This window comes from Streptomyces sp. NPDC002701, from assembly GCF_042889045.1.
GTDB lineage: Bacteria > Actinomycetota > Actinomycetes > Streptomycetales > Streptomycetaceae > Streptomyces.
The window spans coordinates 650,627-673,696 of the sequence record NZ_JBIAQL010000003.1 but is presented as its reverse complement, the minus strand read 5'-3'; the positions used below and the strand labels follow the sequence as shown (position 1 = coordinate 673,696).

The 23,070-nt window shown below is 71.1% G+C and carries 24 protein-coding genes; 16 read left to right on the top strand and 8 right to left on the bottom strand.

Annotated features, from left to right (window positions below):
- Positions 1-29: 29 nt before the first annotated feature.
- Positions 30-1,253, top strand: a complete 1,224-nt coding sequence (hutI, locus tag ACFYXC_RS11420) for an imidazolonepropionase (RefSeq protein ID WP_389549589.1) — start codon at positions 30-32, stop codon at positions 1,251-1,253.
- Between the two features lie 51 nt (positions 1,254-1,304).
- On the opposite strand, the gene ACFYXC_RS11415 is transcribed toward hutI, so the two are convergent.
- On the bottom strand, positions 1,305-2,048 hold the full coding sequence (locus ACFYXC_RS11415) for an SDR family oxidoreductase (RefSeq protein WP_389549586.1): 744 nt from the start codon (positions 2,046-2,048) through the stop codon (positions 1,305-1,307).
- A gap of 95 nt (positions 2,049-2,143) precedes the next feature.
- On the opposite strand from ACFYXC_RS11415, the gene ACFYXC_RS11410 reads away from it, so the two are divergent.
- The gene (locus ACFYXC_RS11410; protein WP_389549584.1) at positions 2,144-2,710 is read left to right on the top strand and encodes a TetR/AcrR family transcriptional regulator; all 567 of its coding nucleotides are present in this window, start codon (positions 2,144-2,146) and stop codon (positions 2,708-2,710) included.
- Here ACFYXC_RS11410 and ACFYXC_RS11405 read toward each other — a convergent pair.
- From ACFYXC_RS11405 to ACFYXC_RS11395, 3 genes are all read right to left on the bottom strand, one after another.
- Positions 2,664-2,879 carry a DUF397 domain-containing protein gene (locus ACFYXC_RS11405; protein ID WP_389549582.1) on the bottom strand — a complete coding sequence of 72 codons (216 nt, stop codon included), beginning with the start codon at positions 2,877-2,879 and terminating at the stop codon, positions 2,664-2,666. The two genes, ACFYXC_RS11410 and ACFYXC_RS11405, sit on opposite strands and share 47 nt — an antisense overlap.
- Positions 2,880-2,957: 78 nt before the next feature.
- Positions 2,958-3,602 (bottom strand): response regulator, encoded by a 645-nt coding sequence (locus tag ACFYXC_RS11400; RefSeq protein ID WP_389549579.1) that lies wholly within the window; start codon positions 3,600-3,602, stop codon positions 2,958-2,960.
- Positions 3,599-4,840 (bottom strand): sensor histidine kinase, encoded by a 1,242-nt coding sequence (locus ACFYXC_RS11395; RefSeq protein WP_389549575.1) that lies wholly within the window; start codon positions 4,838-4,840, stop codon positions 3,599-3,601. Before ACFYXC_RS11395 ends, ACFYXC_RS11400 begins: the two co-directional genes overlap by 4 nt.
- Positions 4,841-5,040: 200 nt before the next feature.
- Between ACFYXC_RS11395 and lgt the strand changes: the two genes are divergently transcribed.
- Both lgt and ACFYXC_RS11385 read left to right on the top strand, forming a co-directional pair.
- Positions 5,041-5,994 carry a prolipoprotein diacylglyceryl transferase gene (gene lgt / locus ACFYXC_RS11390; RefSeq protein WP_389549572.1) on the top strand — a complete coding sequence of 318 codons (954 nt, stop codon included), beginning with the start codon at positions 5,041-5,043 and terminating at the stop codon, positions 5,992-5,994.
- Between the two features lie 65 nt (positions 5,995-6,059).
- Positions 6,060-6,503 carry a DUF6069 family protein gene (locus tag ACFYXC_RS11385; RefSeq protein WP_388918686.1) on the top strand — a complete coding sequence of 148 codons (444 nt, stop codon included), beginning with the start codon at positions 6,060-6,062 and terminating at the stop codon, positions 6,501-6,503.
- 97 nt (positions 6,504-6,600) lie between these two features.
- On the opposite strand, the gene ACFYXC_RS11380 is transcribed toward ACFYXC_RS11385, so the two are convergent.
- Positions 6,601-7,512, bottom strand: a complete 912-nt coding sequence (locus tag ACFYXC_RS11380; RefSeq protein ID WP_389549569.1) for an RNA polymerase sigma factor SigF — start codon at positions 7,510-7,512, stop codon at positions 6,601-6,603.
- A gap of 239 nt (positions 7,513-7,751) precedes the next feature.
- On the opposite strand from ACFYXC_RS11380, the gene ACFYXC_RS11375 reads away from it, so the two are divergent.
- The 4 genes from ACFYXC_RS11375 to ACFYXC_RS11360 all read left to right on the top strand — a co-directional run bounded on the left by ACFYXC_RS11375 (position 7,752) and on the right by ACFYXC_RS11360 (position 11,287).
- Positions 7,752-8,213: an STAS domain-containing protein gene (locus tag ACFYXC_RS11375; RefSeq protein ID WP_388918680.1), complete on the top strand. Its 462-nt coding sequence runs from the start codon at positions 7,752-7,754 to the stop codon at positions 8,211-8,213.
- A 279-nt stretch (positions 8,214-8,492) separates the two neighbouring features.
- Positions 8,493-8,996, top strand: a complete 504-nt coding sequence (locus ACFYXC_RS11370) for an ATP-binding protein (protein ID WP_388918677.1) — start codon at positions 8,493-8,495, stop codon at positions 8,994-8,996.
- Between the two features lie 276 nt (positions 8,997-9,272).
- Positions 9,273-9,962, top strand: coding sequence for an LPXTG cell wall anchor domain-containing protein (locus ACFYXC_RS11365; RefSeq protein WP_389549565.1), 690 nt, complete (start codon positions 9,273-9,275; stop codon positions 9,960-9,962).
- 194 nt (positions 9,963-10,156) lie between these two features.
- Entirely contained in the window at positions 10,157-11,287 is a 1,131-nt protein-coding gene (locus tag ACFYXC_RS11360) for a hypothetical protein (protein WP_389549562.1), read from the top strand.
- A gap of 95 nt (positions 11,288-11,382) precedes the next feature.
- On the opposite strand, the gene ACFYXC_RS11355 is transcribed toward ACFYXC_RS11360, so the two are convergent.
- A complete protein-coding gene (locus tag ACFYXC_RS11355) occupies positions 11,383-12,879 on the bottom strand; it encodes an oligopeptide:H+ symporter (protein WP_389549561.1) in 1,497 nt (498 codons plus the stop codon).
- A gap of 373 nt (positions 12,880-13,252) precedes the next feature.
- Here ACFYXC_RS11355 and ACFYXC_RS11350 point away from each other — a divergent pair, with 373 nt between their 5' ends.
- The gene (locus tag ACFYXC_RS11350) at positions 13,253-13,930 is read left to right on the top strand and encodes a response regulator transcription factor (RefSeq protein ID WP_388918668.1); all 678 of its coding nucleotides are present in this window, start codon (positions 13,253-13,255) and stop codon (positions 13,928-13,930) included.
- Between the two features lie 163 nt (positions 13,931-14,093).
- Positions 14,094-15,365 (top strand): ATP-binding protein, encoded by a 1,272-nt coding sequence (locus ACFYXC_RS11345; protein WP_388918665.1) that lies wholly within the window; start codon positions 14,094-14,096, stop codon positions 15,363-15,365.
- Positions 15,366-15,600: 235 nt separating this feature from the next.
- On the opposite strand, the gene ACFYXC_RS11340 is transcribed toward ACFYXC_RS11345, so the two are convergent.
- On the bottom strand, positions 15,601-16,173 hold the full coding sequence (locus ACFYXC_RS11340) for a GtrA family protein (protein ID WP_388919046.1): 573 nt from the start codon (positions 16,171-16,173) through the stop codon (positions 15,601-15,603).
- 193 nt (positions 16,174-16,366) lie between these two features.
- Between ACFYXC_RS11340 and ACFYXC_RS11335 the strand changes: the two genes are divergently transcribed.
- Genes ACFYXC_RS11335 through ACFYXC_RS11325 form a run of 3 tightly spaced genes read left to right on the top strand, consistent with a single transcriptional unit; the run spans position 16,367 to position 19,262 of the window.
- Positions 16,367-17,527, top strand: a complete 1,161-nt coding sequence (locus ACFYXC_RS11335) for a 5-(carboxyamino)imidazole ribonucleotide synthase (RefSeq protein WP_389549557.1) — start codon at positions 16,367-16,369, stop codon at positions 17,525-17,527.
- Entirely contained in the window at positions 17,524-18,051 is a 528-nt protein-coding gene (gene purE, locus ACFYXC_RS11330; RefSeq protein ID WP_389549555.1) for a 5-(carboxyamino)imidazole ribonucleotide mutase, read from the top strand. The genes ACFYXC_RS11335 and purE overlap by 4 nt, the downstream gene beginning before the upstream one ends.
- Before the next feature lie 23 nt (positions 18,052-18,074).
- Positions 18,075-19,262, top strand: coding sequence for a dipeptidase (locus ACFYXC_RS11325; protein ID WP_388919043.1), 1,188 nt, complete (start codon positions 18,075-18,077; stop codon positions 19,260-19,262).
- Here ACFYXC_RS11325 and ACFYXC_RS11320 read toward each other — a convergent pair.
- Positions 19,259-20,455 (bottom strand): methyltransferase domain-containing protein, encoded by a 1,197-nt coding sequence (locus ACFYXC_RS11320; RefSeq protein ID WP_388918656.1) that lies wholly within the window; start codon positions 20,453-20,455, stop codon positions 19,259-19,261. The two genes, ACFYXC_RS11325 and ACFYXC_RS11320, sit on opposite strands and share 4 nt — an antisense overlap.
- 144 nt (positions 20,456-20,599) lie before the next feature.
- Here ACFYXC_RS11320 and ACFYXC_RS11315 point away from each other — a divergent pair, with 144 nt between their 5' ends.
- The 3 genes from ACFYXC_RS11315 (at position 20,600) to groES (ending at position 22,973) form a co-directional block, all read left to right on the top strand.
- Positions 20,600-21,514 carry a polysaccharide deacetylase family protein gene (locus ACFYXC_RS11315; protein ID WP_389549552.1) on the top strand — a complete coding sequence of 305 codons (915 nt, stop codon included), beginning with the start codon at positions 20,600-20,602 and terminating at the stop codon, positions 21,512-21,514.
- A complete protein-coding gene (locus ACFYXC_RS11310; RefSeq protein ID WP_389549549.1) occupies positions 21,511-22,296 on the top strand; it encodes a polysaccharide deacetylase family protein in 786 nt (261 codons plus the stop codon). Before ACFYXC_RS11315 ends, ACFYXC_RS11310 begins: the two co-directional genes overlap by 4 nt.
- A gap of 368 nt (positions 22,297-22,664) precedes the next feature.
- A complete protein-coding gene (gene groES / locus ACFYXC_RS11305; protein WP_003998759.1) occupies positions 22,665-22,973 on the top strand; it encodes a co-chaperone GroES in 309 nt (102 codons plus the stop codon).
- The last annotated feature ends 97 nt before the right edge of the window (positions 22,974-23,070 follow it).

Here is a 23,070-nt window from a genome sequence, read left to right as displayed (position 1 = left end):
AGATCGCGCCGATCACCCTCAAGGACGCCATGAGCAGCACGACCGGCACCACCAGCGCAGGCACGACCCTCATCACCAACATCGCCAGTCTGGTCACCAACGACCCCTCCCTCGGTGACAACTCCCCCCTCGGTCTGATCCAGGACGCGGCCGTCGTCGTCGACGGCGACCGCATCGCGTGGACCGGTGACTCAAGAGAAGCACCCGCCACTGACAATCGGGTCGACGCCGGTGGACGCGCGGTGATCCCCGGCTTCGTCGACTCCCACTCGCACCTCGTCTTCGCGGGCGACCGCACGCAGGAGTTCAACGCCCGGATGTCCGGCCGGGCCTACAGCGCCGGCGGCATCCGTACGACCGTCGCCGCCACCCGCGCCGCGACGGACCAGGAACTGGAGCGCAACCTCACCCGTTACCTCGACGAGGCGCTCCGCCAGGGCACGACCACGTTCGAGACCAAGTCCGGCTACGGGCTGACGGTCGAGGACGAGGCACGGGCCCTGCGCATCGCGGCCGCGCACACCGACGAGGTCACCTACCTCGGCGCGCACATCGTCTCCCCGGACCACGCGGACGACCCCGCCGCGTACGTCGCGCTCGTCACCGGCGAGATGCTCGACGCGTGTGCCCCGTACGCCCGTTGGATCGACGTGTTCTGCGAGGAGGGCGCCTTCGACGGGGACCAGGCCCGCGCGATCCTCACGGCGGGCCGGGCGAAGGGCCTGCACCCCCGCATCCACGCCAACCAGCTCTCCTACGGCCCCGGCGTGCAGCTCGCGGTGGAGCTGGACGCGGCCAGCGCCGACCACTGCACGCGTCTCACGGACGCGGACGTGGACGCCCTCGCGAGCGGCGGCACGGTGGCGACGCTGCTGCCCGGCGCCGAGTTCTCCACCCGCGCCGCGTGGCCCGACGCCCGCCGCCTCCTCGACGCGGGCGTCACCGTCGCCCTCTCGACGGACTGCAACCCGGGCTCGTCCTTCACGTCGTCCGTGCCGTTCTGCATCGCGCTGGCGGTACGGGACATGGGGATGACCCCGGACGAGGCGCTGTGGTCGGCCACGGCGGGCGGGGCCGCGGCCCTGCGCCGCGAGGACGTCGGCCGCCTGGTCCCCGGCGCGTACGCCGACCTGACGTTCCTCGACGCCCCGAGCCACGTGCATCTGGCGTACCGGCCGGGGGTGCCGCTGGTGACAGCGGTGTGGCGGAGGGGCGTGGAGGTGGCCGGACGAGGGCTCGGCACCGGGCGCTGAGCAGTACGGAAGGAGACGGCGGCCGTCCTGCTCGACCGGTGACGGCGAGTGTCACGCCTGGACGGTGGGACGGACGTTGATCTCGCCGATCTCGACGTCGCCGGGCTGTTCGACGGCGAAGGCCACCGCACGGGCGACCGCCCCCGGAGAGATGCCCACCGCGTCCATGCTTTCGCGTATCCGCTCACGGACGCGCGGGTCGGTCATGGAGTCGGCGAGATCGGTGCGGATGTATCCCGGCGAGATGGCCGTCGTGCGCACCACCCCGTCGGTGGACTCCGTACGCAGCCCCTCGTGGACGGTGCGGACCGCGTTCTTGGTCGCGGCGTAGACGGCCATCGTGGGGGACGCGCCGTACAGGCCGGCCACGGAGACGATGCTCACGAGGTGGCCCGATCCCTGCTCGCGGAAGGCGGGCAGGGCGGCGGCGATGCCGTTGAGCGTGCCGCGGAGGTTGACGTCGATCATGGCCGACCAGTTCTCGGTGTCGAGCTCGGCCAGCGGGCTGAGCGGGGCGATACCGGCGTTGTTCACCAGTACGTCGATGCGGCCGTACCGGTCGACGGTGGTGGAGACCAGGCGCCGCAGGTCTTCGGCGCGGGTGACGTCGACGACGCACGCGGCGGCACGGCCCCCCTCCTCCCGGATGTCCCGCGCGATGGCCTCGATGCGCTCACCGCGGCGCGCCGCGAGGACGACCGCGGCGCCGCGCCCGGCGAGGAGACGGGCCGTGGCCTCGCCTATGCCGCCGCTTGCTCCGGTGATCGCGACGATCTTGTCTTCAAGAGAGAGCACTGCTGCCTCCAGCTAAAGTGGACACGTGTCCGGTGCATTGCCCACCCTACCGGACCCGTGTCCACTTGTGATGGTCGGAACGTCAGGAGAGGTCCATGAACACGTCGGCGCGCCGTCCGGACGCGGCACAGAACCGGACCCGCATCGTGGAGGCCGCCCGTGCGGCCCTCGCCGAGTCCGACCATGTCCACCTGAAGGAGATCGCCAAGCGCGCGGGTGTGGGGCAGGGGACCCTCTACCGGAACTTCCCCAACCGCGAAGCGCTCCTCGCCGAGGTCTACCGGCGCGACGTCGAGGAACTCGTGACCGCCGCCTCCGCCCTCCTCGCGGAACACGAGCCCGTGGAGGCCCTGCGTCACTGGCTCGACCGGGTGATCGACTACGCCGAGATCAAGTACGGCGTTCTGGCGGCGCTCGAACCGGCGGCATGGCACAACCTCGTCGCCCACAGCCAGAACCCCGTCGAAGGCGCCCTGCGGCAGTTGCTGGACGCGGGAAAGGCGGCGGGGTCCATCCGTACGGACGTGGACGCCCGCGGGACCCTCCTGCTCATCGCCTACCTGGGCCGGCTGGACCGGGACGAATGGGAATCGACGGCGCGGCCCCTGATGAACGTCATCCTCGACGGCCTGCGCCGACGGGACGGGTCCGACCTGTCTTGAGCCCGCGTATGAGGTGGGCCATGGGGGCGGTCGAGGTGGTGAGTCCGGTGCCGGGGGAGTCGCTCTCGCGGAGGTGGAGCGCGGTGGATGTGGTCGCGATCTCGATGCAGGTGTTGCCGTCGCCGCCACCGGAGAACGTGAACCTCTGCCAACGCAGTACATGCTTCATGTGCGGCTCACATCTCCTTGCTCACACGGTGGACGAAGTCCCGTGACGCCGCGGGCTCCAAGGACATGTCCGTGTTCGTCAGGTTCGGATGATTCCGCGGCCCAGCGCGGCGGTGACCGCGGCGGTGCGGTCGGTGACGTCGAGCTTGGTGTAGATGTGCAGCAGGTGAGTCTTGACCGTCGCCTCGGACAGGCGCAGGGCGCGGGCGATCTGTTTGTTGCTCTGCCCGCGGGCGACGGCGGACAGCACTTCGAGTTCCCTGCCGGACAGACCGGCTCGCCGGTCGCCGCGCATATGGGCGAGGACCTTGGCGGCCACCGTGGGGGACAGTGCCGCTCCTCCCCGGGCGGCGGTGCGCACGGCCTCGCACAGTTCGTGCCGGCCGGTGTCCTTGAGGAGGTAGCCGACCGCGCCGGCGTCGATGGAGGCGGTGATGTCGGCGTCCGTGTCGTAGGTGGTCAGGACGAGGACCCGGACCTCGGGATGGGCGGCGCGGATGGCGGCGGTCGCGGTGGTGCCGTCCATGCCGGGCATCTGCAGGTCCATCAGGACGACATCGGGCGCGAGGGACGCGGTCCGGTGCACCGCCTCGGCACCGGTGGCGGCCTCGCCGACGACCGTGAGGTCGGGCTGGGTGGCGAGCATGGCGGCCAGCCCGTCGCGGACCACGGGGTGGTCGTCGGCGAGGAGGACGCGGATCGGGGGAGTGACCGAAGCGCTCATGACGCCGGGGCCATCCGCTCGGGACCGACTGCGGGCGATGGCGCGGAGGCCGGAGGCTCGGTCGGGACCGAGGGCTCGGTCGGGAGCGGCACCGTGACGGCGACGGTCGTACCCTCGCCCGCGACGCTCTCCAGCGTGAACGTGCCGTCCAGGGCGGCGGCGCGCTCACGCATGGTGGTCAGGCCGATCCCGGCATGCCGGGCGGCGGGCGCGAAACCGCTGCCGTCGTCCTGGACGTCCACGGCCAGGACGTCGCCGAGGTAGGACAGCGTGACGGACACGCTCTCCGCACGGGCGTGCCGCCGGGCGTTGGTCAGCGCCTCCTGCACGATCCGCAGCACCTCGCCCTCGCTGCCGGCGGCCAGCGCGACCGGCCGGCCGGTCACGATCGTGTAAGCCTCGATGCCGGTCTCCTCCGCCAGCCGGGCGGTGAGCTCGCGGACCGCTTCCGCCAGGTGCGTACCGTCCAGCGGCGCCGGGCGAAGGGCGTGCACGAGGCGGCGGCTCTCGGCCAGGTTGTCCCGGGCGGTCCGCATGGCCTGCCCGACGCGGCGGGCCGCCGGAGAGGCGGGTGGCAGGTCGTCGCGTGCGGCGTCCAGCAGCATGGCGATGGACGCGAAGCCCTGGGTGAGGGTGTCGTGGACCTCGCGGGCCAGTCGCTGGCGTTCGGCCAGGGTGCCCGCCTGACGTTCCGCCGCCGCTCGTTCCGCCTGGGCGGCGGTGAGTTCGTCCAGGAGTCGCTGGCGCCTGTGACTCTCGTGGTCGAGGGTGGCGACGTAGCAGGTGATGGTGACCGCCAGCGCGACGCCGAGCGCGCAGCCCGTGAGTGTCCGCACGTCGGCGGGGCCGTCGGTGGTGAAGCGCTGCCACGACCAGGCGCCGCCCAGCACCAGCACCCCGCCGGCCGACCACCAGGCCCGTCGCAGCCAGTACGGGGCCAGCACCGCCACGGCGACCGGGAGCAGCGCGAAGTCCACCACGGACATGGCCACCCACGCCGCCAACGCCCCGACGAGGTAGGGCAGCGGAGGGCGACCGGTGCCGCCGCGCAGCGCGATCCAGTACGCGTACCAGACCGCGAGTCCCACCGCCGGGCCGATCCGCAGCAGTGCCGTGCCGGCCGTCGGGTCCGTCCCGGCCAGCGCACCCAGTACGGACAGGACGAGCACGACGGCGAAGAGGGCGTGCTGCGCGGCGGCCTTCCACCGTGCCCCCTGCCGTACCTGTCGCGGTGTCATGGGCCTCAGCGTACGTGCGGCCGGGCAGCCGGAGGATCGGCCGACCGGCGCGGACGGGGTCCACCGTCCGGTGCGGACGGGGTCCACCGATCGGTGGGCGGACGATGCGTCGACCGGTCGATGTGCCAGCCCGTGCGGGCGGTGAAGATCGGTTCCGCACCCGGCCGCCGAGCTCCACCGCACCCCGCGAGGAACCACCAGTGCCCCTGGCCTTCATTCCCAGCCCGCCCATCGGCGAGATCCACCTGGGTCCGCTGCCGCTGCGCGGCTACTCACTGATGCTGATCCTCGGAATCGCCGCGGCGGTATGGCTGGGCGGCCGTCGCTGGGCCGCCCGCGGTGGCGAGAAGGCCGTCGTGGCGGACGTCGCCCTGTGGGCGGTCCCCTTCGGGGTGGTCGGCGCCCGGCTCTACCACGTGGTCACGTCCAGCGAGCCGTACTTCGGCGAGGGCGGCGATCCGCTCAGGGCCCTCTTCGTCTGGGACGGGGGCATCGGCATCTGGGGCGCCCTCGCGGGCGGTGCCGTCGGAGCCTGGATCGGCTGCCTCCGCCACGGTGTCCCCCTGCCCGCGTTCGCCGACGCGGTCGCCCCCGGCATCGCCCTGGGGCAGGCCGTCGGCCGCTGGGGCAACTGGTTCAACCAGGAACTCTACGGGCGGGCCAGCACCCTTCCCTGGGCGTGGGAGATCGACCGCGCGCACCGGCCCGGTGCCACCTCCGGCCTGGCCACCTACCACCCCACGTTCCTGTACGAGTCGCTGTGGTGTCTCGGTGTGGCCGCCCTGGTCATATGGGCGGACCGCCGCTTCCGCCTCGACCGGGGCCGCTCCTTCGCGCTGTACGCCGCCGCCTACTGTGCCGGCCGCTTCTGGATCGAGTACCTGCGGATCGACGAGGCCCACCACATCCTCGGCCTGCGCCTGAACGGCTGGACCGCGCTGCTGGTCCTCGCGGCCGCCCTCGCCCACCTCCTCGCGGCGACCCGACGAGCGGCCGACAGCCGCGGGGACGCAGGCCCCGACCGTAGCCGCGGGGACGCCTGCTCCGACCGTGGCCGCCGGGACGCCGGCTCCGGCCGTGGCCACGGCGGCGCCGACTCCGAGCCCGGCCGTCCCCTTCCGCGCCTGGACGCGACCAGCGGTCCCAGGAACTGACCACGTCCCCTTTCACGCGTTCATGAATGTCATGAGTTCCGCGAATTCCACGAACTGGAGTTGCCATGTCCGCTGTTCCCGAGACCCTGCCTTCACGCCCGGGTCCGCTGGTGGTGGCGGGAGGCGTCCTCGTCGCCTTCCTGCTCGCCTCCTCGGTGAACGCGCTGATCGCCGTGCTGGCGCTGGCGATGGGCGCGCCGGACGACTTCGAGCCGCTGGAGTTTCCGTCCTACGTCTTTCCGACCGCCCTGGGTGTGCTGGCGGGAGCCGTCGGATGGGGCGTCGTCCGCAGGCTCTCCCCGGAGCCCGAACGCCTGCTCCGCCGACTCGTCCCGTCGGTCGTCGTGATCTCCCTCGTCCCGGACTTCTTCCTGTTCGGTGAGGGCGAGGTGACCGGTGTGGCGGCGCTGCTCGTGATGCACCTCGCGGTCGCGGTGATCGCGGTGCCGGTGTACCGCAGGGTCATGCCACTGGACTCGGTACGGCGAACGCCGCACGTTGGACGGTGAGCGGTGAGCAGTGAGCGGTGAAGGCGCGCGGGGCCGAACCGGACTGGCCGGTTCGACCCCGCGCGCATTCACCCGCGCACCACGTGCGGCGAAGGTGTCACTCCTCGACGGTCAGGCCCTTGCGCAGCCGCACCAGCGTCCGCGACAGCAGGCGCGACACGTGCATCTGCGAGATGCCCAGTTCCTCGCCGATCTCCGACTGGGTCATGTTGGCGACGAAGCGCAGGGACAGGATCTGCCGGTCGCGCTGCGGAAGCCCGGCGATCAGCGGCTTGAGCGACTCGACGTACTCGATGCCCTCCAGCCCGTGGTCCTCGTACCCGATACGGTCCGCCAGCGCGCCCTCGGAGTCGTCCTCCTCGGGCTGGGCATCCAGTGAACTGGCCGTATAGGCGTTGGACGCCGCCATGCCCTCGACGACCTCCTCGTTCGACAGCCCCAGACGCTCCGCCAGCTCTCCCACCGTCGGAGCGCGGTCCAGTTGCTGTGCGAGTTCGTCGCCCGCCTTGGCCAGGTCGAGACGGAGTTCCTGAAGCCTGCGCGGCACGCGTACGGACCATGACGTGTCACGGAAGAAGCGCTTGATCTCGCCGACGATGGTCGGCATCGCGAAGGTCGGGAACTCGACGCCACGGCTGAGCTCGAAGCGGTCGATCGCCTTGATCAGGCCGATGGTGCCGACCTGGATGATGTCCTCCATCGGCTCGCTGCGGGAGCGGAACCGGGAGGCGGCGAACTTCACCAGGGCGAGGTTCAGTTCGACCAGGGTGTTGCGGACGTACGAATACTCGGACGTCCCTTCCTCCAGCGACTCCAGCCGCTCGAAGAGGGTCTTGGACAGGGCCCGCGCGTCCACCGGCCCCACCTCGGCGAAGGGGGGGATCACCGGAAGTCCGGCCAGGCCGGCGTTCTCGACGGCGGACTCGTCTTCCGTTTCTTCCAGGGGGCGTGTCGACGTCGCCCTCTGGGTATGCGATTCGTCGAGCCGGGGTGACATGATGTCCTCCATCGTTCTCGGCATATGGCTGCCGATGCCGATACGTGCACTGCGGTGTGCGGCGCCTCCAAAGCCGGCCGTCTCGAAAACTGTCACTACTAGCCCTACCCGCTTTCGTGACTCTCTCGCAAGTGAGTTATGCGGTGAAATGTCCGATTCTTGGCGGTTGTTCGGGTGTCAGAGTGTGCAGGGAAGGCGTAGGGTTCGAGAGCGTCAATCAGCAACCACAACGGTCGGAAGAGAGAGACGGCATGGACCGCGGGACGGTCGGCAGCGCACAGTCGGGCCGGCTTCTGGTCGAGGTGCGAGAAGAGGGCACTAGTGCCGTCGTCACCCCGGCGGGTGAGTTGGATCACCATACGGCGGATCTTCTGCGCGAACCGGTCGAGGAATGCCTCGACCGCGGGTTCGCGCGTCTGGTCGTGGACTGCTCACGGCTGGAGTTCTGCGACTCCACCGGGCTGAACGTCCTGCTCGGCGCCCGGCTGCGGGCCGAGGCGGCGGGTGGCGGCGTCCATCTGGCGGGCATGCTGCCGGTGGTGGCCCGGGTCTTCGAGATCACCGGGGCGGAGGCCGTCTTCACCGTGCACGACACGCTCGAAGAGGCCCTGCGGGACAGCGGTGGCAAGGACGGGTCCGGGGCGGGCGGCGCCGTGGCGCCCGAGGCCGGCGCGTCCGGGCCCGATCGGCCCGCGGCCGATCAGGGTGAATAGCCGCCCCGATGCCCTGTCCTGCGGCAGAGTTGAGCCCGGAGTGCCCGTCTGTGATCAACGCGTTATCAGAGTCACATCATCCGTACCGGATAAGTGGGTGTTCTGACGGTTCGGTCGGGCAGGAGACATCCTGAATATGTCAACAGGCCGAACGGCAAGCGCGCGGCAGTCCCGGACGACTCCCGGATCCCGAGTGTCCTGAGCTTTCCCGGCGTGCTGAGTGTGCTGGGAACTTACGTCTTGAATCATGAACTGGTGAATCGGTGAGGTGAAGCGCTGATGAGCACCACCCGGCCTTACCCGCCGGGCGACCGCGGCCCGGAACCGGGCGACGGCGGCGCTTCCGGGACCTCTCCGGGCGGTACGCCCGCCGGGCGTCGGGCCCGCCGGCTGAGCTTCGACGGCGAGAGCGGAGTCGTCCCGCTCGCGCGTGACTTCGCCCGGCAGGCGCTGCACGAGTGGGGCTGGCTGCCCGCGGCCACCGCCGACCAGCGGGCCGCGGCGGAGGACGTCCTGCTGGTCGTCTCCGAACTCGTCACCAACGCCTGCCTGCATGCCGAGGGCCCCGACGAGCTCTGGATCTCCTACGACAAGAAGGTCCTCCGGCTGGAGGTCTCCGACCGGGGCGCGGGGCAGCCCGCGCCGCGGACTCCGCACAGAGCCGGCCGCCCCGGCGGCCACGGGATGTTCATCGTGCAGCGGCTGTGCCTGGACTGGGGTGTCATCCGTACGGCGGGAGTCGCGGGGAAGACGGTCTGGGCGGAGCTCGGCGCCCCCGCGTAGCGCTCCTCCGCGCAATGCCCCTCGGCGTGACGCTCCTCCACGTGACGCTCCTTCGCGCAGCGTCCGCCGTGTGAGGCGTGGCCGTCCGCGGGGTCTGGCCGTGTTCGCGGGCCGGTCGCGCCGTTCCCCGCGCCCCTTCCGGATGCCCCGTGGTGGGGGCTGCTTGTTTTGGGCGCGCGTTGTGTCTTCCCTCCGTAAGGGCCCGGGCGTACCTTGACGGCCGATCTGATGTTCCGTCAGGAACGGCATCGAGAACGCCTCGGGAATGAGGGGACCGTGTCATACCGGACGTACCAGAAACGAACCGCGGCGCTCGCGTCCGCCGCGGCCCTGGCCGGCTCGGCCGTGCTGCTGGCCGCCCCCGCAGCCCGGGCCGACGTGGTGGACGTCAACTACCAGTGCAAGACCCCGATCGGTGACAAGTCCGCCGTCTCTCCGATCGACATCAGGAGCGTCAGGAGCGGCAGCGGCTACCGGCTGACGATGACCTTCGAGAAGGGCGTCTCCTCCAGCCCGGTGGAACTGGGCAAGGGCGCGATGAATCCGAGTGCGGTCATCGAGGTCGGCGGCGCCGACAGCGGCACCGTGTCGGTCAAGGGTCCCGCCAACCCGGAGGCGATCCCGGCCGATACCCCCATCAAGATCACCGACCTCACCGGGACGTACACCCCGAAGGGGACCGGCAAGGTCACCTTCACCGCGGGCGTGCTGACCATCGGCGCCCTCGGTACGACCACCACGTGCACGCCCTCCAACGATCCGAAGCCCTCGCTGGAGCTGGACGTGACGGCTGCCGGGGGCGGCACCACCGGCTCCTCGCAGGACGCCCCAGTGGGCGGCGAGGAACTGCCGCGGACCGGCCCCATGGACTCCGCGGTCGCACTCGGCACGCTCGGCGGCACCGTGCTGCTGGCCGGCGCGGCGGGCGTGCTGTGGCTGACCCGCAGGAACCAGGCCCGCGGCTGAACCGCCGCCCACTGGTCCGTACGACGTCGGAGGCGGTCCCGGCAGACCCGGGCCGCCCGGCAGCCGCGTACGGAAGTCGAGCCGACGGGAGCGGCGACGTGAACGGTGACGGGAGCGGTGACGCGAGCGGCCCGGTCCGAGGGGCGCGTCGGTGTCGTGCGGGCAGGGGAGCGCGGGTCCCCGCGCTGGTGGCCATGCTCGCCCTCGTCCTGCTCCCCCCGGCGGGCGGCACCGCCCTCGCGGCGGAAAAGCCGACGGTGGAACTGTCCAGGTCCCAGGCGGGAACGGGCGGGTCGATCACGGTGACCGGTACCGGCTGGCGGGCCGGCGCCCTGCTGATGATGCTCGTCTGCGGCCGGTCCTCGACCGACCGGGGGGTCATCGGCGGCACCGACTCCTGCGCCAACGCGGACGGGCGGGCCGTCACCACCGACGCGAAGGGCCGGTTCAGCAAGAAGCTGCCGGTCGCCGAACCGCCCGAACCCTGCCCCTGCGTGGTGCACGTCGCGACGGTCACCGGCGCGAAGGCGGCGGCGGACGCCCCCTTCCTGGTCGCGGGACACGAGGTCGAGCCGCTGCCCGCACGACAGGCCGGCGAGCGGCTCTCGGTGCTCACCGACACCCGGCTCGACGGTTCGAGCGGCCTGCTCACCTGGTTCGGGGCACCGCCCGCCCGCACACTCGTCCTCACCGTGGGCAACGTCGGTACCACCGCCGTGAAGGACCCGGTCTTCCATGTGGGCACCTCGCACGGCGTGTTCGCCCCGCAGTGGGAGCAACAGCAGTGGCGCGGCACCATCGGCCCCGGCAAGAAGGCGCGGATCTCCCTGCCGGTGGAGCTGACCGGGGGTGCGCACGGCGACTACACGGTCTCCCTGAAGTTCGGCGGCAAGGTGCTCGCCGAGCAGCCGTGGGGCGTGGGCCGCCCCTGGGGTGTGACCCTGTTCTGGGTCCTGGTCTGCGTCGTCGTGCCGGCCGCGCTGTTCCGGATGGGGATGGCCGCGGTGGACCGGATGCGGCCACCGTCCGCCGCTCGTGGCGGCCGCTCCGGCCCGGGAGCGGGCCGCGACGGACGTCCGGGGCGACCCGGACGGGGCGCGCACGGTGTCCGCCGCGGGGGGCTGCGGCTGCCCGAAGTCGCCCTGCGGGTACCGAAGATGCGCCGTCCGCCGGTCTCCAGGGAGCCCGCCGGTGCCGGCACGGATGCCGATACACGCACCGGCGCCGGTGCGCGTACACGGGCCCGTACGCATACGGGGCTGCCCTGGTTCACGCCCGACACCGATCCAAGGGCCACCGGGGCCGAAGAGCACCGCGATCCTTGAGAGGGCGCCGTAGGGGTGAGGGGTGCGGGGGCGTTGTGGCTGGTCGCGCAGTTCCCCGCGCCCCTTACAGGCGCGCCCCCTCGGGGCCGGTGGGGCTAGTTGACGGTGCCCATGAGGGACTTGACCTTGTTGCGGTACATGTAGACCGCTGTTCCGGCGATCACCGCGAGGGTGGCTTCCAGGGCCACGATGCCCTTGCCGTTCAGGTCCACGCCCGCGATGGAGAGCAGGCCCGTCGTGGCGTCGCCCGCGGTGACCGCGAGGAACCAGACGCCCATCATCTGGGAGGCGTACTTCGCGGGGGCCATCTTCGTGGTGACGGAGAGGCCGACCGGTGAGACGGTCAGCTCGCCGACGGTCTGGACGAAGTAGATGGCGACCAGCCACATCGCGGCGGCCTTCTGACCGTCCCCGGCGATCGTCAGCGGGGCCAGGAAGAGGAAGAACGAGGCGCCGACCAGCACCAGACCCGACGCGAACTTCACGATCGTGCTCGGCTCCCTGCCGGCCCGGTTCAGCGCCAGCCACGCCCAGGCGAAGACCGGGGCGAGCGCCATGATCATGACCGGGTTGACCGACTGGTACCAGGAGACCGGGAACTCCCAGCCGAAGACGCTGTTCTCGGCCGACGACTCGGCGAAGATCGACAGCGTGGAGCCGCCCTGGTCGTAGATCATCCAGAAGACGGCGGCGGCGACGAAGAACCAGATGTACGCGGACATCTTCGACTGCTCGACGCGGTCGAGCGACTTGTCCCGCTTGATGCGGGCGATGACCCAGATCGGGACGATCAGGCCGATGAGCGTGAGCGGGACCAGGATCCAGTTCAGCGTGTAATGGCCGGAGAAGCCGACGACGCCGTAGAAGACCGCGGCGACGGCCAGCCACAGCAGGCCCTTGCTCAGGGTCGAGGCCCTCTCCTCGGCGGACAGTGGCGTCGGGACGACGTCGGAGCGCGCGTCGAGGTGGCGGCGGCCCATCAGGAACTGGGCCAGACCCAGCGCCATGCCGAGCGCGGCGAGCGCGAAGCCCAGGTGCCAGTTGACGTTCTCGCCGATGGTGCCGATGACCAGCGGAGCGGCGAACGCGCCCAGGTTGATGCCGATGTAGAAGACGGTGAAACCGCCGTCGCGGCGCGGGTCGTCCGGGCCCTGGTAGAGGTGGCCGACCATCGTCGAGATGTTGGCCTTCAGCAGCCCCGAGCCGATCGCCACGAGGCCGAGACCCGCGTAGAAGGTGCCGGACGAGGGCAGTGCCAGCGTCAGATGGCCGAGCATGATGACCAGTCCGGCGACGGCCACGGTCCTGCGGGGGCCGAGCACGCGGTCCGCGAACCAGCCGCCGGGCAGGGCGAGCAGGTACACGAGCGACAGGTACACCGAGTAGATCGCGGTCGCGGTGGTCGCGCTCAGGTTCAGGCCGCCGGGGGCGACCAGGTAGAGCGGGAGCAGTGCCCTCATGCCGTAGTAGGAGAACCTCTCCCACATCTCGGTCATGAAGAGTGTGGCCAGTCCGCGGGGGTGGCCGAAGAAGGTGTGTTCGGAACCGGGGGTGCCCGGTGAGACCGAGTCCTTCGTCAGGCTGGACGCCATGGTCGTTCCTTGCTCGTCGGGGCGCGGTGCGGTGCGGATCTCCGGTTCGAGCCCGGGTGGGGTTCGGGGGAGGGGTGCGCGTGTAGACACCAGCCCGCACACAAAAGAGACCTTCAGCGTGAAGCTTTCGCCAAAGGTCCCCGTGTGGTGCTACAGGCGTCTGGTCACCATAAGGCCACACGCCATGCCAATGCCGCATATGCCATGACTTGAGAGATGGATCACAGGCTCTGATGGAACCGTGCAGTCGAATCCAAGGCTGTTCACAGATTTACATCCTCAACCAAAGGGTCGGACGGTCCGTACGGTTCGGAGCGCGCGCAGTTGTCGATCACCCTCACTGCGCCGGTCCACCGCGGACTACCATCACTTCATGACCCGAGTACTGCTCGCCGAGGACGACGCGTCCATCTCGGAACCCCTGGCCCGCGCCCTGCGCAGGGAGGGGTACGAGGTCGAGGTACGCGAGGACGGACCCACCGCGCTCGACGCCGGCATCCAGGGCGGTATCGATCTGGTCGTGCTCGACCTCGGGCTGCCCGGCATGGACGGTCTGGAGGTGGCCCGGCGGATGCGCGCCGAGGGCCAGACCGTGCCGATCCTCATCCTGACCGCGCGCGCCGACGAGGTGGACACCGTCGTCGGTCTGGACGCGGGCGCCGACGACTACGTCACCAAGCCGTTCCGTCTCGCCGAGCTGCTGGCCCGGGTCCGGGCCCTGCTGCGGCGCGGCGCGGCCGAACCCCAGCAGCCGCCCGCCACGCACGGGGTGCGGATCGACGTCGAGTCGCACCGGGCGTGGATGGGCGACGAGGAGCTCCAGCTCACGGCGAAGGAGTTCGACCTGCTGCGGGTACTGGTGCGGGACGCCGGGCGGGTCGTCACGCGCGACCAGCTGATGCGGGAGGTCTGGGACACCACGTGGTGGTCGTCCACCAAGACGCTCGACATGCACATCTCGTGGCTGCGGAAGAAGCTGGGCGACGACGCGGCGAATCCGCGGTACATCGCCACCGTGCGCGGGGTCGGGTTCCGCTTCGAGAAGAGCTGACCGTCCCGCTCCGCTGAGCCCGGCCGGGGCGCCTTGTCACCGGTGTGCCCCGGGACGTGGGCGACTGCGGGTCGGTGGGGGCTGGTCGCGCAGTTCCCCGCGCCCCCGAGGGGCGCTCCCGCCGGGTCACACTGGTTGGGAAGTCATCTGCCCGGAGGGACCTGTGCGTCGTCGTCTCATCAACTCCACGCTGGCCGTCGTGCTCGTCGTGATCGCCGTGTTCGGGGTCTCGCTCGTCATCGTCGAGACCCGCACGATCAGCAACAGCGCCCAGGAACGGGTGGACTCCGAAGCGGTGCGGCTGGTCAGCATCGTCGACAGCCGGCTCATCGGCCACGAGCAGATCAACGCCAGTGTCCTCAAGGACCAGGTCACGGGCGACCGGTTCGCGCGGATCGACATCCCGGGCCGCGCCCCGATCCGTATCGGCACCGAGCCCACCGGTGACGTGATCACGGCCAGCCGCAAGGGCGAGGAGGGCGAGACGGTCACGGTGGAGGAGGCCAGCTCGGCCGTCACCCGGGAGGTCGGCCGGACACTGCTGATCATCGCGGCGGTGGCCCTGCTCGCGGTGATCGCCGCGGTGCTCCTCGCGGTGCGCCAGGCCAACCGGCTCACCTCCCCGCTGACCGACCTCGCGGAGACCGCGGAGCGCCTCGGCTCGGGGGATCCCCGGCCGCGTCACAAGCGGTACGGCGTCCCGGAGCTGGACCGGGTCGCGGACGTACTGGACAGCTCGGCGGAGCGCATCGCGCGCATGCTCACCGCCGAGCGGCGCCTGGCGGCCGACGCCTCGCACCAGTTGCGCACGCCGCTGACCGCGCTGTCCATGCGGCTGGAGGAGATCACGCTCACCGACGACCCGAGCACGGTGAAGGAGGAGGCGGCCATCGCGCTCGGCCAGGTCGAGCGGCTCACCGACGTGGTGGAACGGCTGCTGACGAACGCCCGTGACCCGCGGACCGGCTCGGCCGTCACCTTCGATCTCGACGAGGTCATCAAGCAGCAGCTCGCGGAGTGGCGCCCGGCCTACCGCAACGCGGGCCGCGCCATCGTCAGCTCGGGCAAGCACGATCTGCAGGCCGTCGGGACGCCGGGGGCGGTGGCCCAGGTCCTGGCCGCGCTCATCGAGAACTCGCTGATGCACGGTGGGGGCACGGTCGCCCTGCGCACGCGGGTCACCGGCAACCAGGCGGTGATCGAGGTCACCGACGAGGGGCCGGGTGTGCCGGCCGACCTGGGCGCGCGGATCTTCGAGCGGGCCATCAGCGGGCGCAACTCCACGGGCATCGGCCTCGCCGTGGCCCGGGACCTCGCGGAGGCGGACGGAGGCCGCCTGGAGATGCTCCAAGCACACCCACCGGTCTTCGGCCTGTTCCTCTCCCGCACCCCACTCCGCTCCCCCCGACAAGGCGGAGAACCCACGGTCCGCTGAAAACGCAGTCCTTTGCCTTCAGGGGCGCGGGAAACGGCGCAGTCTTTCAGGGGGGCGCGAGGAACGCCGCAGTCTTTCGAGGGGCGCGGGGAACGCCGCAGTCTTTTAGGGGCGCGGGGAACGGCGCAATCCTTCAAGGGGCGCGGGGAACTGCGCGACCAGCCCCAGCGGCGCCGCACCCACCCACGAGCCCCGGACACCCACAACACATACGGCGCCCACAACACCCGCGGCGTCAGCGAACTCGCTGTACCTGGCGAAACGCCCGCGTCGGACGCTCCTCGTCCAGAAGATACGGCGCCGGATCCTCCAGGAACGATTCGGCGCCGGCCACCGCCTCGTGCGCCGGCGCGACCCGGAAGACCCAGGTGCGGTAGGACCAGAAGCGGAAGAGCGTGGCTATGCCGATGCCGACGAACTTGAAGACGTTGCTCGCCAGAGGGCTGTCGAAGCCCAGCCCGTACGTGGCGGCGTAGAGGATGCCGTTCTCGATGACGAGGCCGATCGCGCTGAACAGCACGAACAGCGTCAGCTCCTTGGTCCGGCCACTCTTGTCGCGGTCGCGGTACGTGAAGTAGCGGAAACCTATGTAGTTCGAGACGATCGCGACGACGGTGGCGATGACACTGGCCCGTACGACCTGCAGATCAGTCGTACTGCGCACCAGGTTGAAGGTGACCAGGTTGACGAGCAGACCGGCCCCGCCGACCGCGCCGAACTTGGCGACTTCCCTGGTCAGCCGGTCGATTCGCATCCGGACGGCACTGGGCGGCCTGGCATGAGCCCTGCGTTTACCACCTTTGCCCATGGTGTCGCCCAGCCCCCGTCTCGTCGGATACGTCATTTTCGTCAACCTTCGTCGACTCCGCCATGCTAACCAGCGGTTCCCCCGGGTGCCCGGCCCGCACGGGAAGATGTGGCCGTGATGTGACGAGCAGGCGGAGCTTGCGATGATCATGCCGGCGACGGGAGTGGCTCGATATGGCCGATACCCTGGGAGCGTGACGTTCCCGGTAGTCGGCATGGTCGGCGGCGGTCAGCTCGCTCGTATGACACACGAGGCAGGCATCCCGCTCGGCATCAGGTTCAAGCTCCTCAGTGACACCCCCCAGGATTCTGCGGCGCAGGTGGTCGGCGAGGTCGTCGTAGGCGACTATCGCGACCTCGACACGCTGCGGGCCTTCGCGCGGGGCTGCGACGTGATCACCTTCGATCACGAACACGTACCCACCGAGCATCTGCGGGCACTGGAGGCGGACGGCATTCCCGTGCGCCCCGGACCCGACGCGCTCGTGCACGCCCAGGACAAGGGCGTGATGCGCGCGAAGCTCGTCGAGATCGGTGTGCCGTGCCCACGGCACCGGATCGTGAGCGATCCGGCCGACGTGGCCGCGTTCGCGGCGGAAGGGCTTCCCGAAGGGGCCGAGGGGGACGGCTTCCCGGTCGTCCTCAAGACCGTCCGCGGCGGCTACGACGGCAAGGGCGTGTGGGTCGTACGCTCCGCGGCCGACGCCGAGGACCCCTTCCGGGCCGGCGTCCCGGTCCTCGCGGAGGAGAAGGTCGACTTCGCGCGCGAGCTGGCCGCCAACGTCGTACGGTCGCCGCACGGCCAGGCCGTGGCGTACCCCGTGGTCGAGTCCCAGCAGGTCGACGGGGTCTGCGACACGGTGATCGCGCCCGCGCCGGGCATCTCCGACGAGCTCGCGCTGCGGGCCGAGGAACTGGCGCTGCGCATCGCGAAGGACCTGGGCGTCGTCGGCCACCTCGCCGTCGAGCTCTTCGAGACCCGCGACGGCCGCATCCTCGTCAACGAACTGGCCATGCGCCCGCACAACTCCGGTCACTGGACCCAGGACGGCGCGATCACCTCGCAGTTCGCCAACCACGTCCGCGCGGTCCTGGACCTGCCCCTGGGTGACCCCCGCCCGCGCGCGCCCTGGACGGTCATGGTGAACGTCCTCGGGGGCGACTACCCGGACATGTACTCCGCGTACCTGCACTGCATGGCCCGTGACCCCCAGCTCAAGATCCACATGTACGGAAAGGACGTGAAGCCCGGCCGCAAGGTGGGCCACGTCAACACCTACGGCGACGACCTGGACGACGTGCTGGAACGCGCCCGTCACGCAGCCGGTTACCTCAGAGGAACGATCACCGAATGAGCCCTGTCGTAGGCATTGTCATGGGGTCGGACTCCGACTGGTCCGTCATGGAGGCGGCAGCGCAGGCCCTCGACGAGTTCGAGATCGCGTACGAGGTGGACGTGCTCTCCGCGCACCGGATGCCGCGCGAGATGATCGCGTACGGCGAGGAGGCGGCCGGCCGCGGCCTGAAGGTGCTGGTCGCGGGAGCGGGCGGCGCGGCCCACCTGCCCGGCATGCTCGCCTCGGTCAGCCCGCTGCCCGTGATCGGCGTACCGGTCCCGCTGAAGTACCTGGACGGCATGGACTCGCTGCTGTCGATCGTCCAGATGCCGGCCGGTGTCCCGGTCGCCACGGTCTCGGTGGGCGGCGCGCGCAACGCGGGTCTGCTGGCCGCCCGGATCCTGGCCACCCAGGACGAGGAGCTGCTCGGCCGGATGCGCGATTTCCAGCAGGAGCTGAACGACCAGGCCACCGAGAAGGGCAGGCGGCTGCGCTCCAAGGTCGAGGGCGGCGCGGGCAACGGCTTCGGTTTCGGGAAGTGACGGAGATGGCAGGCATGACAGACATGGCAGACATACCCTCTCTCGACGACGCCCGTGCGCTCCTCGCCGAGTTTCCCGTGGTCGACGGTCACAACGACCTGCCCTGGGCACTGCGCGAGCAGGTCCGCTACGACCTCGGCGCCCGCGACATCGCCGCCGACCAGAGCGCCCACCTGCACACCGACCTGGCGCGGCTGCGCGCGGGCGGCGTCGGCGCGCAGTACTGGTCGGTGTACGTGCGCTCGGACCTGCCCGGCGCGGTCACGGCGACCCTGGAGCAGATCGACTGCGTACGGCAGCTCATCGAGCGCCACCCGGAGGACCTGCGCGCCGCCCTGACCGCCGCCGACATGGAGGCGGCCCGCGCCGAGGGCCGGATCGCCTCCCTGATGGGCGCCGAGGGCGGCCACTCGATCGACGACTCCCTCGCCACCCTGCGCGGCCTGTACGAACTGGGGGTCCGCTACATGACCCTCACGCACAACGACAACATCGCGTGGGCGGACTCGGCGACGGACGAGCCGGCCGTCGGCGGTCTGTCGCCCTTCGGCCACGAGGTCGTCCGCGAGATGAACCGCCTGGGCATGCTGGTGGACCTCTCCCATGTGGCCGCCACGACCATGCGGGACGCGCTGGACACGTCCACCGCGCCGGTGATCTTCTCCCACTCGTCCGCGCGCGCGGTCTGCGACCATCCGCGCAACATCCCGGACGACGTGCTGGAGCGGCTGCCCGCCAACGGCGGGGTGGCGATGGTGACGTTCGTGCCGAAGTTCGTCCTCCAGGCGGCCGTCGACTGGACGGTCGCCGCGGACGAGAACATGCGCGAGAAGGGCTTCCACCCCCTCGATTCGACCGCCGAGGCGATGCGGGTCCACCGCGCCTTCGAGGAGTCCCGTCCGCGCCCCGTCGCGACCGTCTCGACGGTCGCCGACCACCTCGACCACATGCGCGAGGTGGCGGGTGTCGACCACCTCGGCATCGGCGGCGACTACGACGGCACCCCGTTCACCCCGCAGGGCCTCGACGACGTGTCCGGCTACCCGAACCTGATCGCGGAGCTCCTGGACCGCGGCTGGTCCAGGACGGACCTGGCCAAGGTGACCTGGCAGAACTCGGTACGGGTGCTGGGCGCCGCGGAGGACGTGGCGCGCGACGAGCAGTCCCGCCGCGGCCCGTCGAACGCGACCCTGGAGCAGCTGGACGGCTAGTCCGCGAGCGTGGCGGGGTGCCCCAGGAGCATGGTGGGGGCGCCCTGCACGCGCGTCAGGAACACCGTCGCGGAGTGCGGCCCCTGCGGCTTCACCTTGCGCCGCAGCTCCTCCGGCTCGACCGCCGAGCCGCGCTTCTTCACGGTCAGGACGCCGACCTCCCGCTCCCGCAGGAGAGCCTTCAGCTTCTTGACGCCGAAGGGGAGCCGGTCGGTGATCTCGTAGGCGGTGGCGTACGGGGTGGCCGTCGCGGAGTCCGCGGTGATGTAGGCGATCGTCTCGTCGACCAGCCCGCCGCCGTCCAGTTCCGCGGCCACTTCTGCGACGAGGTGCGCGCGGATGACGGCGCCGTCGGGCTCGTACAGGAAACGCCCCACGGGCCGTACCGCGGGATCGGGCAGTCCGCGACCGTGGAGGGTGCGCGGTCCGGGCAGCAGGGTCGCGCGGACGGATCCCGCCTCCCGTGTGCCGAACCACAGCACGGCCTCCTTCACGTCCCCGGAGTCCGAGATCCACTCGGCCGCGGCGCCGGCGGGCACGGCCTCGTGCGGGATGCCCGGAGCGACCTTCAGGGCGGCGACGGGCGCTGTGCGGGCTGCCTCGACGGCCCAGGACAGCGGCGGCGAGTACGCCTCGGGGTCGAAGATCCGCCCCCGTCCGCCCCGGCGGGCCGGGTCCACGAAGACGGCGTCGTACCCGGCGGTGGCCACCTCGGTGACGTCCTCCTCGCGCACCTCGATCAGCCCGTCGAGCCCCAGCGCCTCGGCGTTCGCGCGGGCCACGGCCGCGGTCAGCGGGTCCCGGTCCACGGCCAGGACCCGGATGCCGGCCCGGGCGAGCGCGATCGCGTCACCGCCGATGCCGCAGCACAGGTCGGCCACGGACCGCACGCCGAGCGCCCGGAACCGCGCGGCACGGTACGCGGCCACGCTCGCCCGGGTGGACTGCTCCACCCCGTTCGGCGTGAAGAACATCCGGTCCGCGTCCGCCGCTCCGAACTTCACGACCGCCCGCTGCCGCAGCCGCGCCTGCCCGATCGCGGCCGACACCAGCCCGACGGGGTGCTCGCGCCGCAGCCTCGTCGCCACGGCCAGCTCGCGGGCCGGGTCGGTACCGCGCACCTCGTCGAGGAGGTCACGTCCCTCGGAGGTGAGCAGAGCGGCGAAGGAGTCGAGCGGATCAAGGTCGTTCACGGCCCCATTGTGGGCCAGTCGGTGGACGGCGGGCGCGCACTCCCTGTGTCGGGGGGCCAGGGGGTGTCTGACCTGTGAAGATCCAGATCCATGCAACTTGTACGACAAAATGACGACGCCCCTGAAAGGGCGCGGGACTCCGACATGTGCGGCTCCGCCGCGTGGGCGCGACCAGCCCCCACCGGCCCGCAGCGCGCGATCCACCGGCACCACGCAGTGCGCACCGCACTCGTCCTCCTCGCGGCCACCGCGCTGGCGACCGGCTGCTCGGAGGGGAGCCCCGCACCCGGGAACGCCGAGCCGGCCGCGGGCCAGCAGGCCGCCGGCAAGCTCCGCCAGGAGCGGCAGGCCCGCGCCGCGCTGAAGTGGGGACTGGCCGAGCCGCCCCTGCCCGCGCCCCCGCCCCCCGATCCCGCGAAGAAGCCCCGCATCACCACCCGTGAGGGCTTCGCGGTCGAGGACCACGAGGGTCTGCCGCCCGTCTTCACCACCGTCCCCACCAAGGACAAGGTCGTCTTCCTCACCATCGACGACGGCGCCGAGAAGGACCCGGCGTTCCTGCGCATGATGAGCGAACTGAAGATCCCGTACACCGCCTTCCTCAGCGACTACCTCGTCAAGGAGGACTACGGCTACTTCAAGAAGATGCAGGCCGCGGGTGTCGTCCTGAACAACCACACCCTCAGCCACCGCTACATGCCGGACCTCTCGTACGACGCGCAGAAGCGGGAGATCTGCGGCATGCAGGACGTGATCGAGAAGCGGTACGGCAAACGCCCGGCCCTCTTCCGCCCGCCCTTCGGCAACTACAACGAGGACACCCTGCGCGCGGCCAGAGCCTGCGGCATCAAGGCGGTGCCCCTCTGGAACGAGGAGGTCTTCGTCGACCGCTGGGACTACCGGGAGTGGAACCGGGACCTGCGCCCCGGGGACATCGTCCTCAGCCACTTCCGCGGCGAGGAGGACTGGGACGGCACGATGCCCGACATGGTCCGCCGCTTCCTGAACCTGGTCACCGACAAGGGGTACGCGGTGGCGCGCCTGGAGGACTACCTGTGAGGCAGCGGGCGGTCACCGGCGCTCTGCTCGCGGGCGCGCTCTGCTTGTCCGCCCTCGCCGGCTGCGCCCGGTCCGTGGAGCCCGGCGCACGGCCGGGCGAGGACGCCGGGCGGAAGGTGCGCACGCAGGGGCCGCCGGTGGACGCGTACCGCCGCTGGGGCCTGCGGGCCCCGCTCGCCCCGGCGCCGCGCCCGCCCGCCCGGCGGCCCGCGGTACGCGCCGCCGGGCCGGGGCTTCCGCCCGTCGTGGACCGTGTCCCCACACGCGACAAGGTCGTTTTCCTGACCTTCGACGACGGCGCCGAGAAGGACCCGCGGTTCGTGGACCTGGTGCGCGACCTGCGGCTACCGGTCACGGTGTTCCTCACGGACAGCGTGGCCGGGCCCGGGTACGCGCACTTCGGCCGGCTGCGCGCGGCCGGCGCGAGCGTGCAGAACCACACCCTCGACCATCCGTACCTGCCCGGCCTGCCGTACGCGGGCCAGCGGGCCGAGATCTGCGGCCAGCAGGAGAAGCTGAAGCAGCGCTTCGGGATCCGGCCGCGGCTGTTCCGGCCGCCGTACGGGAAGTACGACGACGACACGGTGCGGGCGGCGGGGGACTGCGGGATCGCGGCGGTCGTCCTGTCGCGCGAGGGGGGTCCGCTCCGGGCCGGCGACATCCTCCCGTCCCCGTCCCCGGAGGGCCGGGACGGCACGAGCCTGACGGCTGCGACGGTCGCGCTGCTGCGCCGCGTCCAGGAGGCGGGCCTGACGGTGGCCCGCCTGGAGGACTACCTCTAGGAATCCTCGTGCGGGCTCCGCCCTCGGACCCCCGTTGCGCAGTTCCCCGCGCCCCTAGGCACCTAGGGGCGCGGGGAACTGCGCGATCAGCCCCCGCCGGGCCCGCAGACGAAACCGATGGGGGTCCGGGGGCGCAGCCCCAGGGGCGTTCACCCGGGCCCGGCCGAGCCCGGATCGCCGCCATCCGCCGGAGGCAACTGGCACTCCGCTTGACCGAGTGCTAATCACAGTCATAGTCTCAGCTCTGGCACTCACCGCAGGAGAGTGCCAATAGCGACGGGCAGGTCCGGCACCCGCGACGACGGATCCACCTGGTCGCCACCTCAGACAGTTAACCCCGTGAGATCTCCGAAGGGGGAGGTCGGATCGTGACGACCACCAGCTCCAAGGTTGCCATCAAGCCGCTCGAGGACCGCATTGTGGTCCAGCCGCTCGACGCCGAGCAGACCACCGCCTCTGGCCTGGTCATTCCGGACACCGCGAAGGAGAAGCCCCAGGAGGGCGTCGTCCTTGCCGTGGGTCCGGGCCGCTTCGAGAACGGCGAGCGTCTTCCGCTCGACGTGAAGACCGGCGACATCGTGCTCTACAGCAAGTACGGCGGCACCGAGGTGAAGTACAACGGCGAGGAGTACCTCGTCCTCTCGGCTCGCGACGTGCTCGCGATCATCGAGAAGTAATTCACCCAGGTTTGCTTTGAACTGCGCCCCTGGCCCCCGCGAGTACTAAAAAGCCGGGTGCTGGGGGCGCTGTTCGTTTTTTCGAGAGGACTGAATC

Bases quoted from the DNA above. Each gene is read 5' to 3' on its own strand.
- hutI (WP_389549589.1), top strand. From the start codon at position 30: ATGAGCAGCACGACCGGCACCACCAGCGCAGGCACGACCCTCATCACC.
- ACFYXC_RS11410 (WP_389549584.1), top strand. From the start codon at position 2,144: ATGAACACGTCGGCGCGCCGTCCGGACGCGGCACAGAACCGGACCCGC.
- ACFYXC_RS11405 (WP_389549582.1), bottom strand. From the start codon at position 2,879: ATGAAGCATGTACTGCGTTGGCAGAGGTTCACGTTCTCCGGTGGCGGC.
- ACFYXC_RS11400 (WP_389549579.1), bottom strand. From the start codon at position 3,602: ATGAGCGCTTCGGTCACTCCCCCGATCCGCGTCCTCCTCGCCGACGAC.
- ACFYXC_RS11395 (WP_389549575.1), bottom strand. From the start codon at position 4,840: ATGACACCGCGACAGGTACGGCAGGGGGCACGGTGGAAGGCCGCCGCG.
- ACFYXC_RS11385 (WP_388918686.1), top strand. From the start codon at position 6,060: ATGTCCGCTGTTCCCGAGACCCTGCCTTCACGCCCGGGTCCGCTGGTG.
- ACFYXC_RS11380 (WP_389549569.1), bottom strand. From the start codon at position 7,512: ATGGAGGACATCATGTCACCCCGGCTCGACGAATCGCATACCCAGAGG.
- ACFYXC_RS11375 (WP_388918680.1), top strand. From the start codon at position 7,752: ATGGACCGCGGGACGGTCGGCAGCGCACAGTCGGGCCGGCTTCTGGTC.
- ACFYXC_RS11370 (WP_388918677.1), top strand. From the start codon at position 8,493: ATGAGCACCACCCGGCCTTACCCGCCGGGCGACCGCGGCCCGGAACCG.
- ACFYXC_RS11360 (WP_389549562.1), top strand. From the start codon at position 10,157: ATGCTCGCCCTCGTCCTGCTCCCCCCGGCGGGCGGCACCGCCCTCGCG.
- ACFYXC_RS11355 (WP_389549561.1), bottom strand. From the start codon at position 12,879: ATGGCGTCCAGCCTGACGAAGGACTCGGTCTCACCGGGCACCCCCGGT.
- ACFYXC_RS11350 (WP_388918668.1), top strand. From the start codon at position 13,253: ATGACCCGAGTACTGCTCGCCGAGGACGACGCGTCCATCTCGGAACCC.
- ACFYXC_RS11340 (WP_388919046.1), bottom strand. From the start codon at position 16,173: ATGGGCAAAGGTGGTAAACGCAGGGCTCATGCCAGGCCGCCCAGTGCC.
- purE (WP_389549555.1), top strand. From the start codon at position 17,524: ATGAGCCCTGTCGTAGGCATTGTCATGGGGTCGGACTCCGACTGGTCC.
- ACFYXC_RS11325 (WP_388919043.1), top strand. From the start codon at position 18,075: ATGGCAGACATACCCTCTCTCGACGACGCCCGTGCGCTCCTCGCCGAG.
- ACFYXC_RS11315 (WP_389549552.1), top strand. From the start codon at position 20,600: ATGTGCGGCTCCGCCGCGTGGGCGCGACCAGCCCCCACCGGCCCGCAG.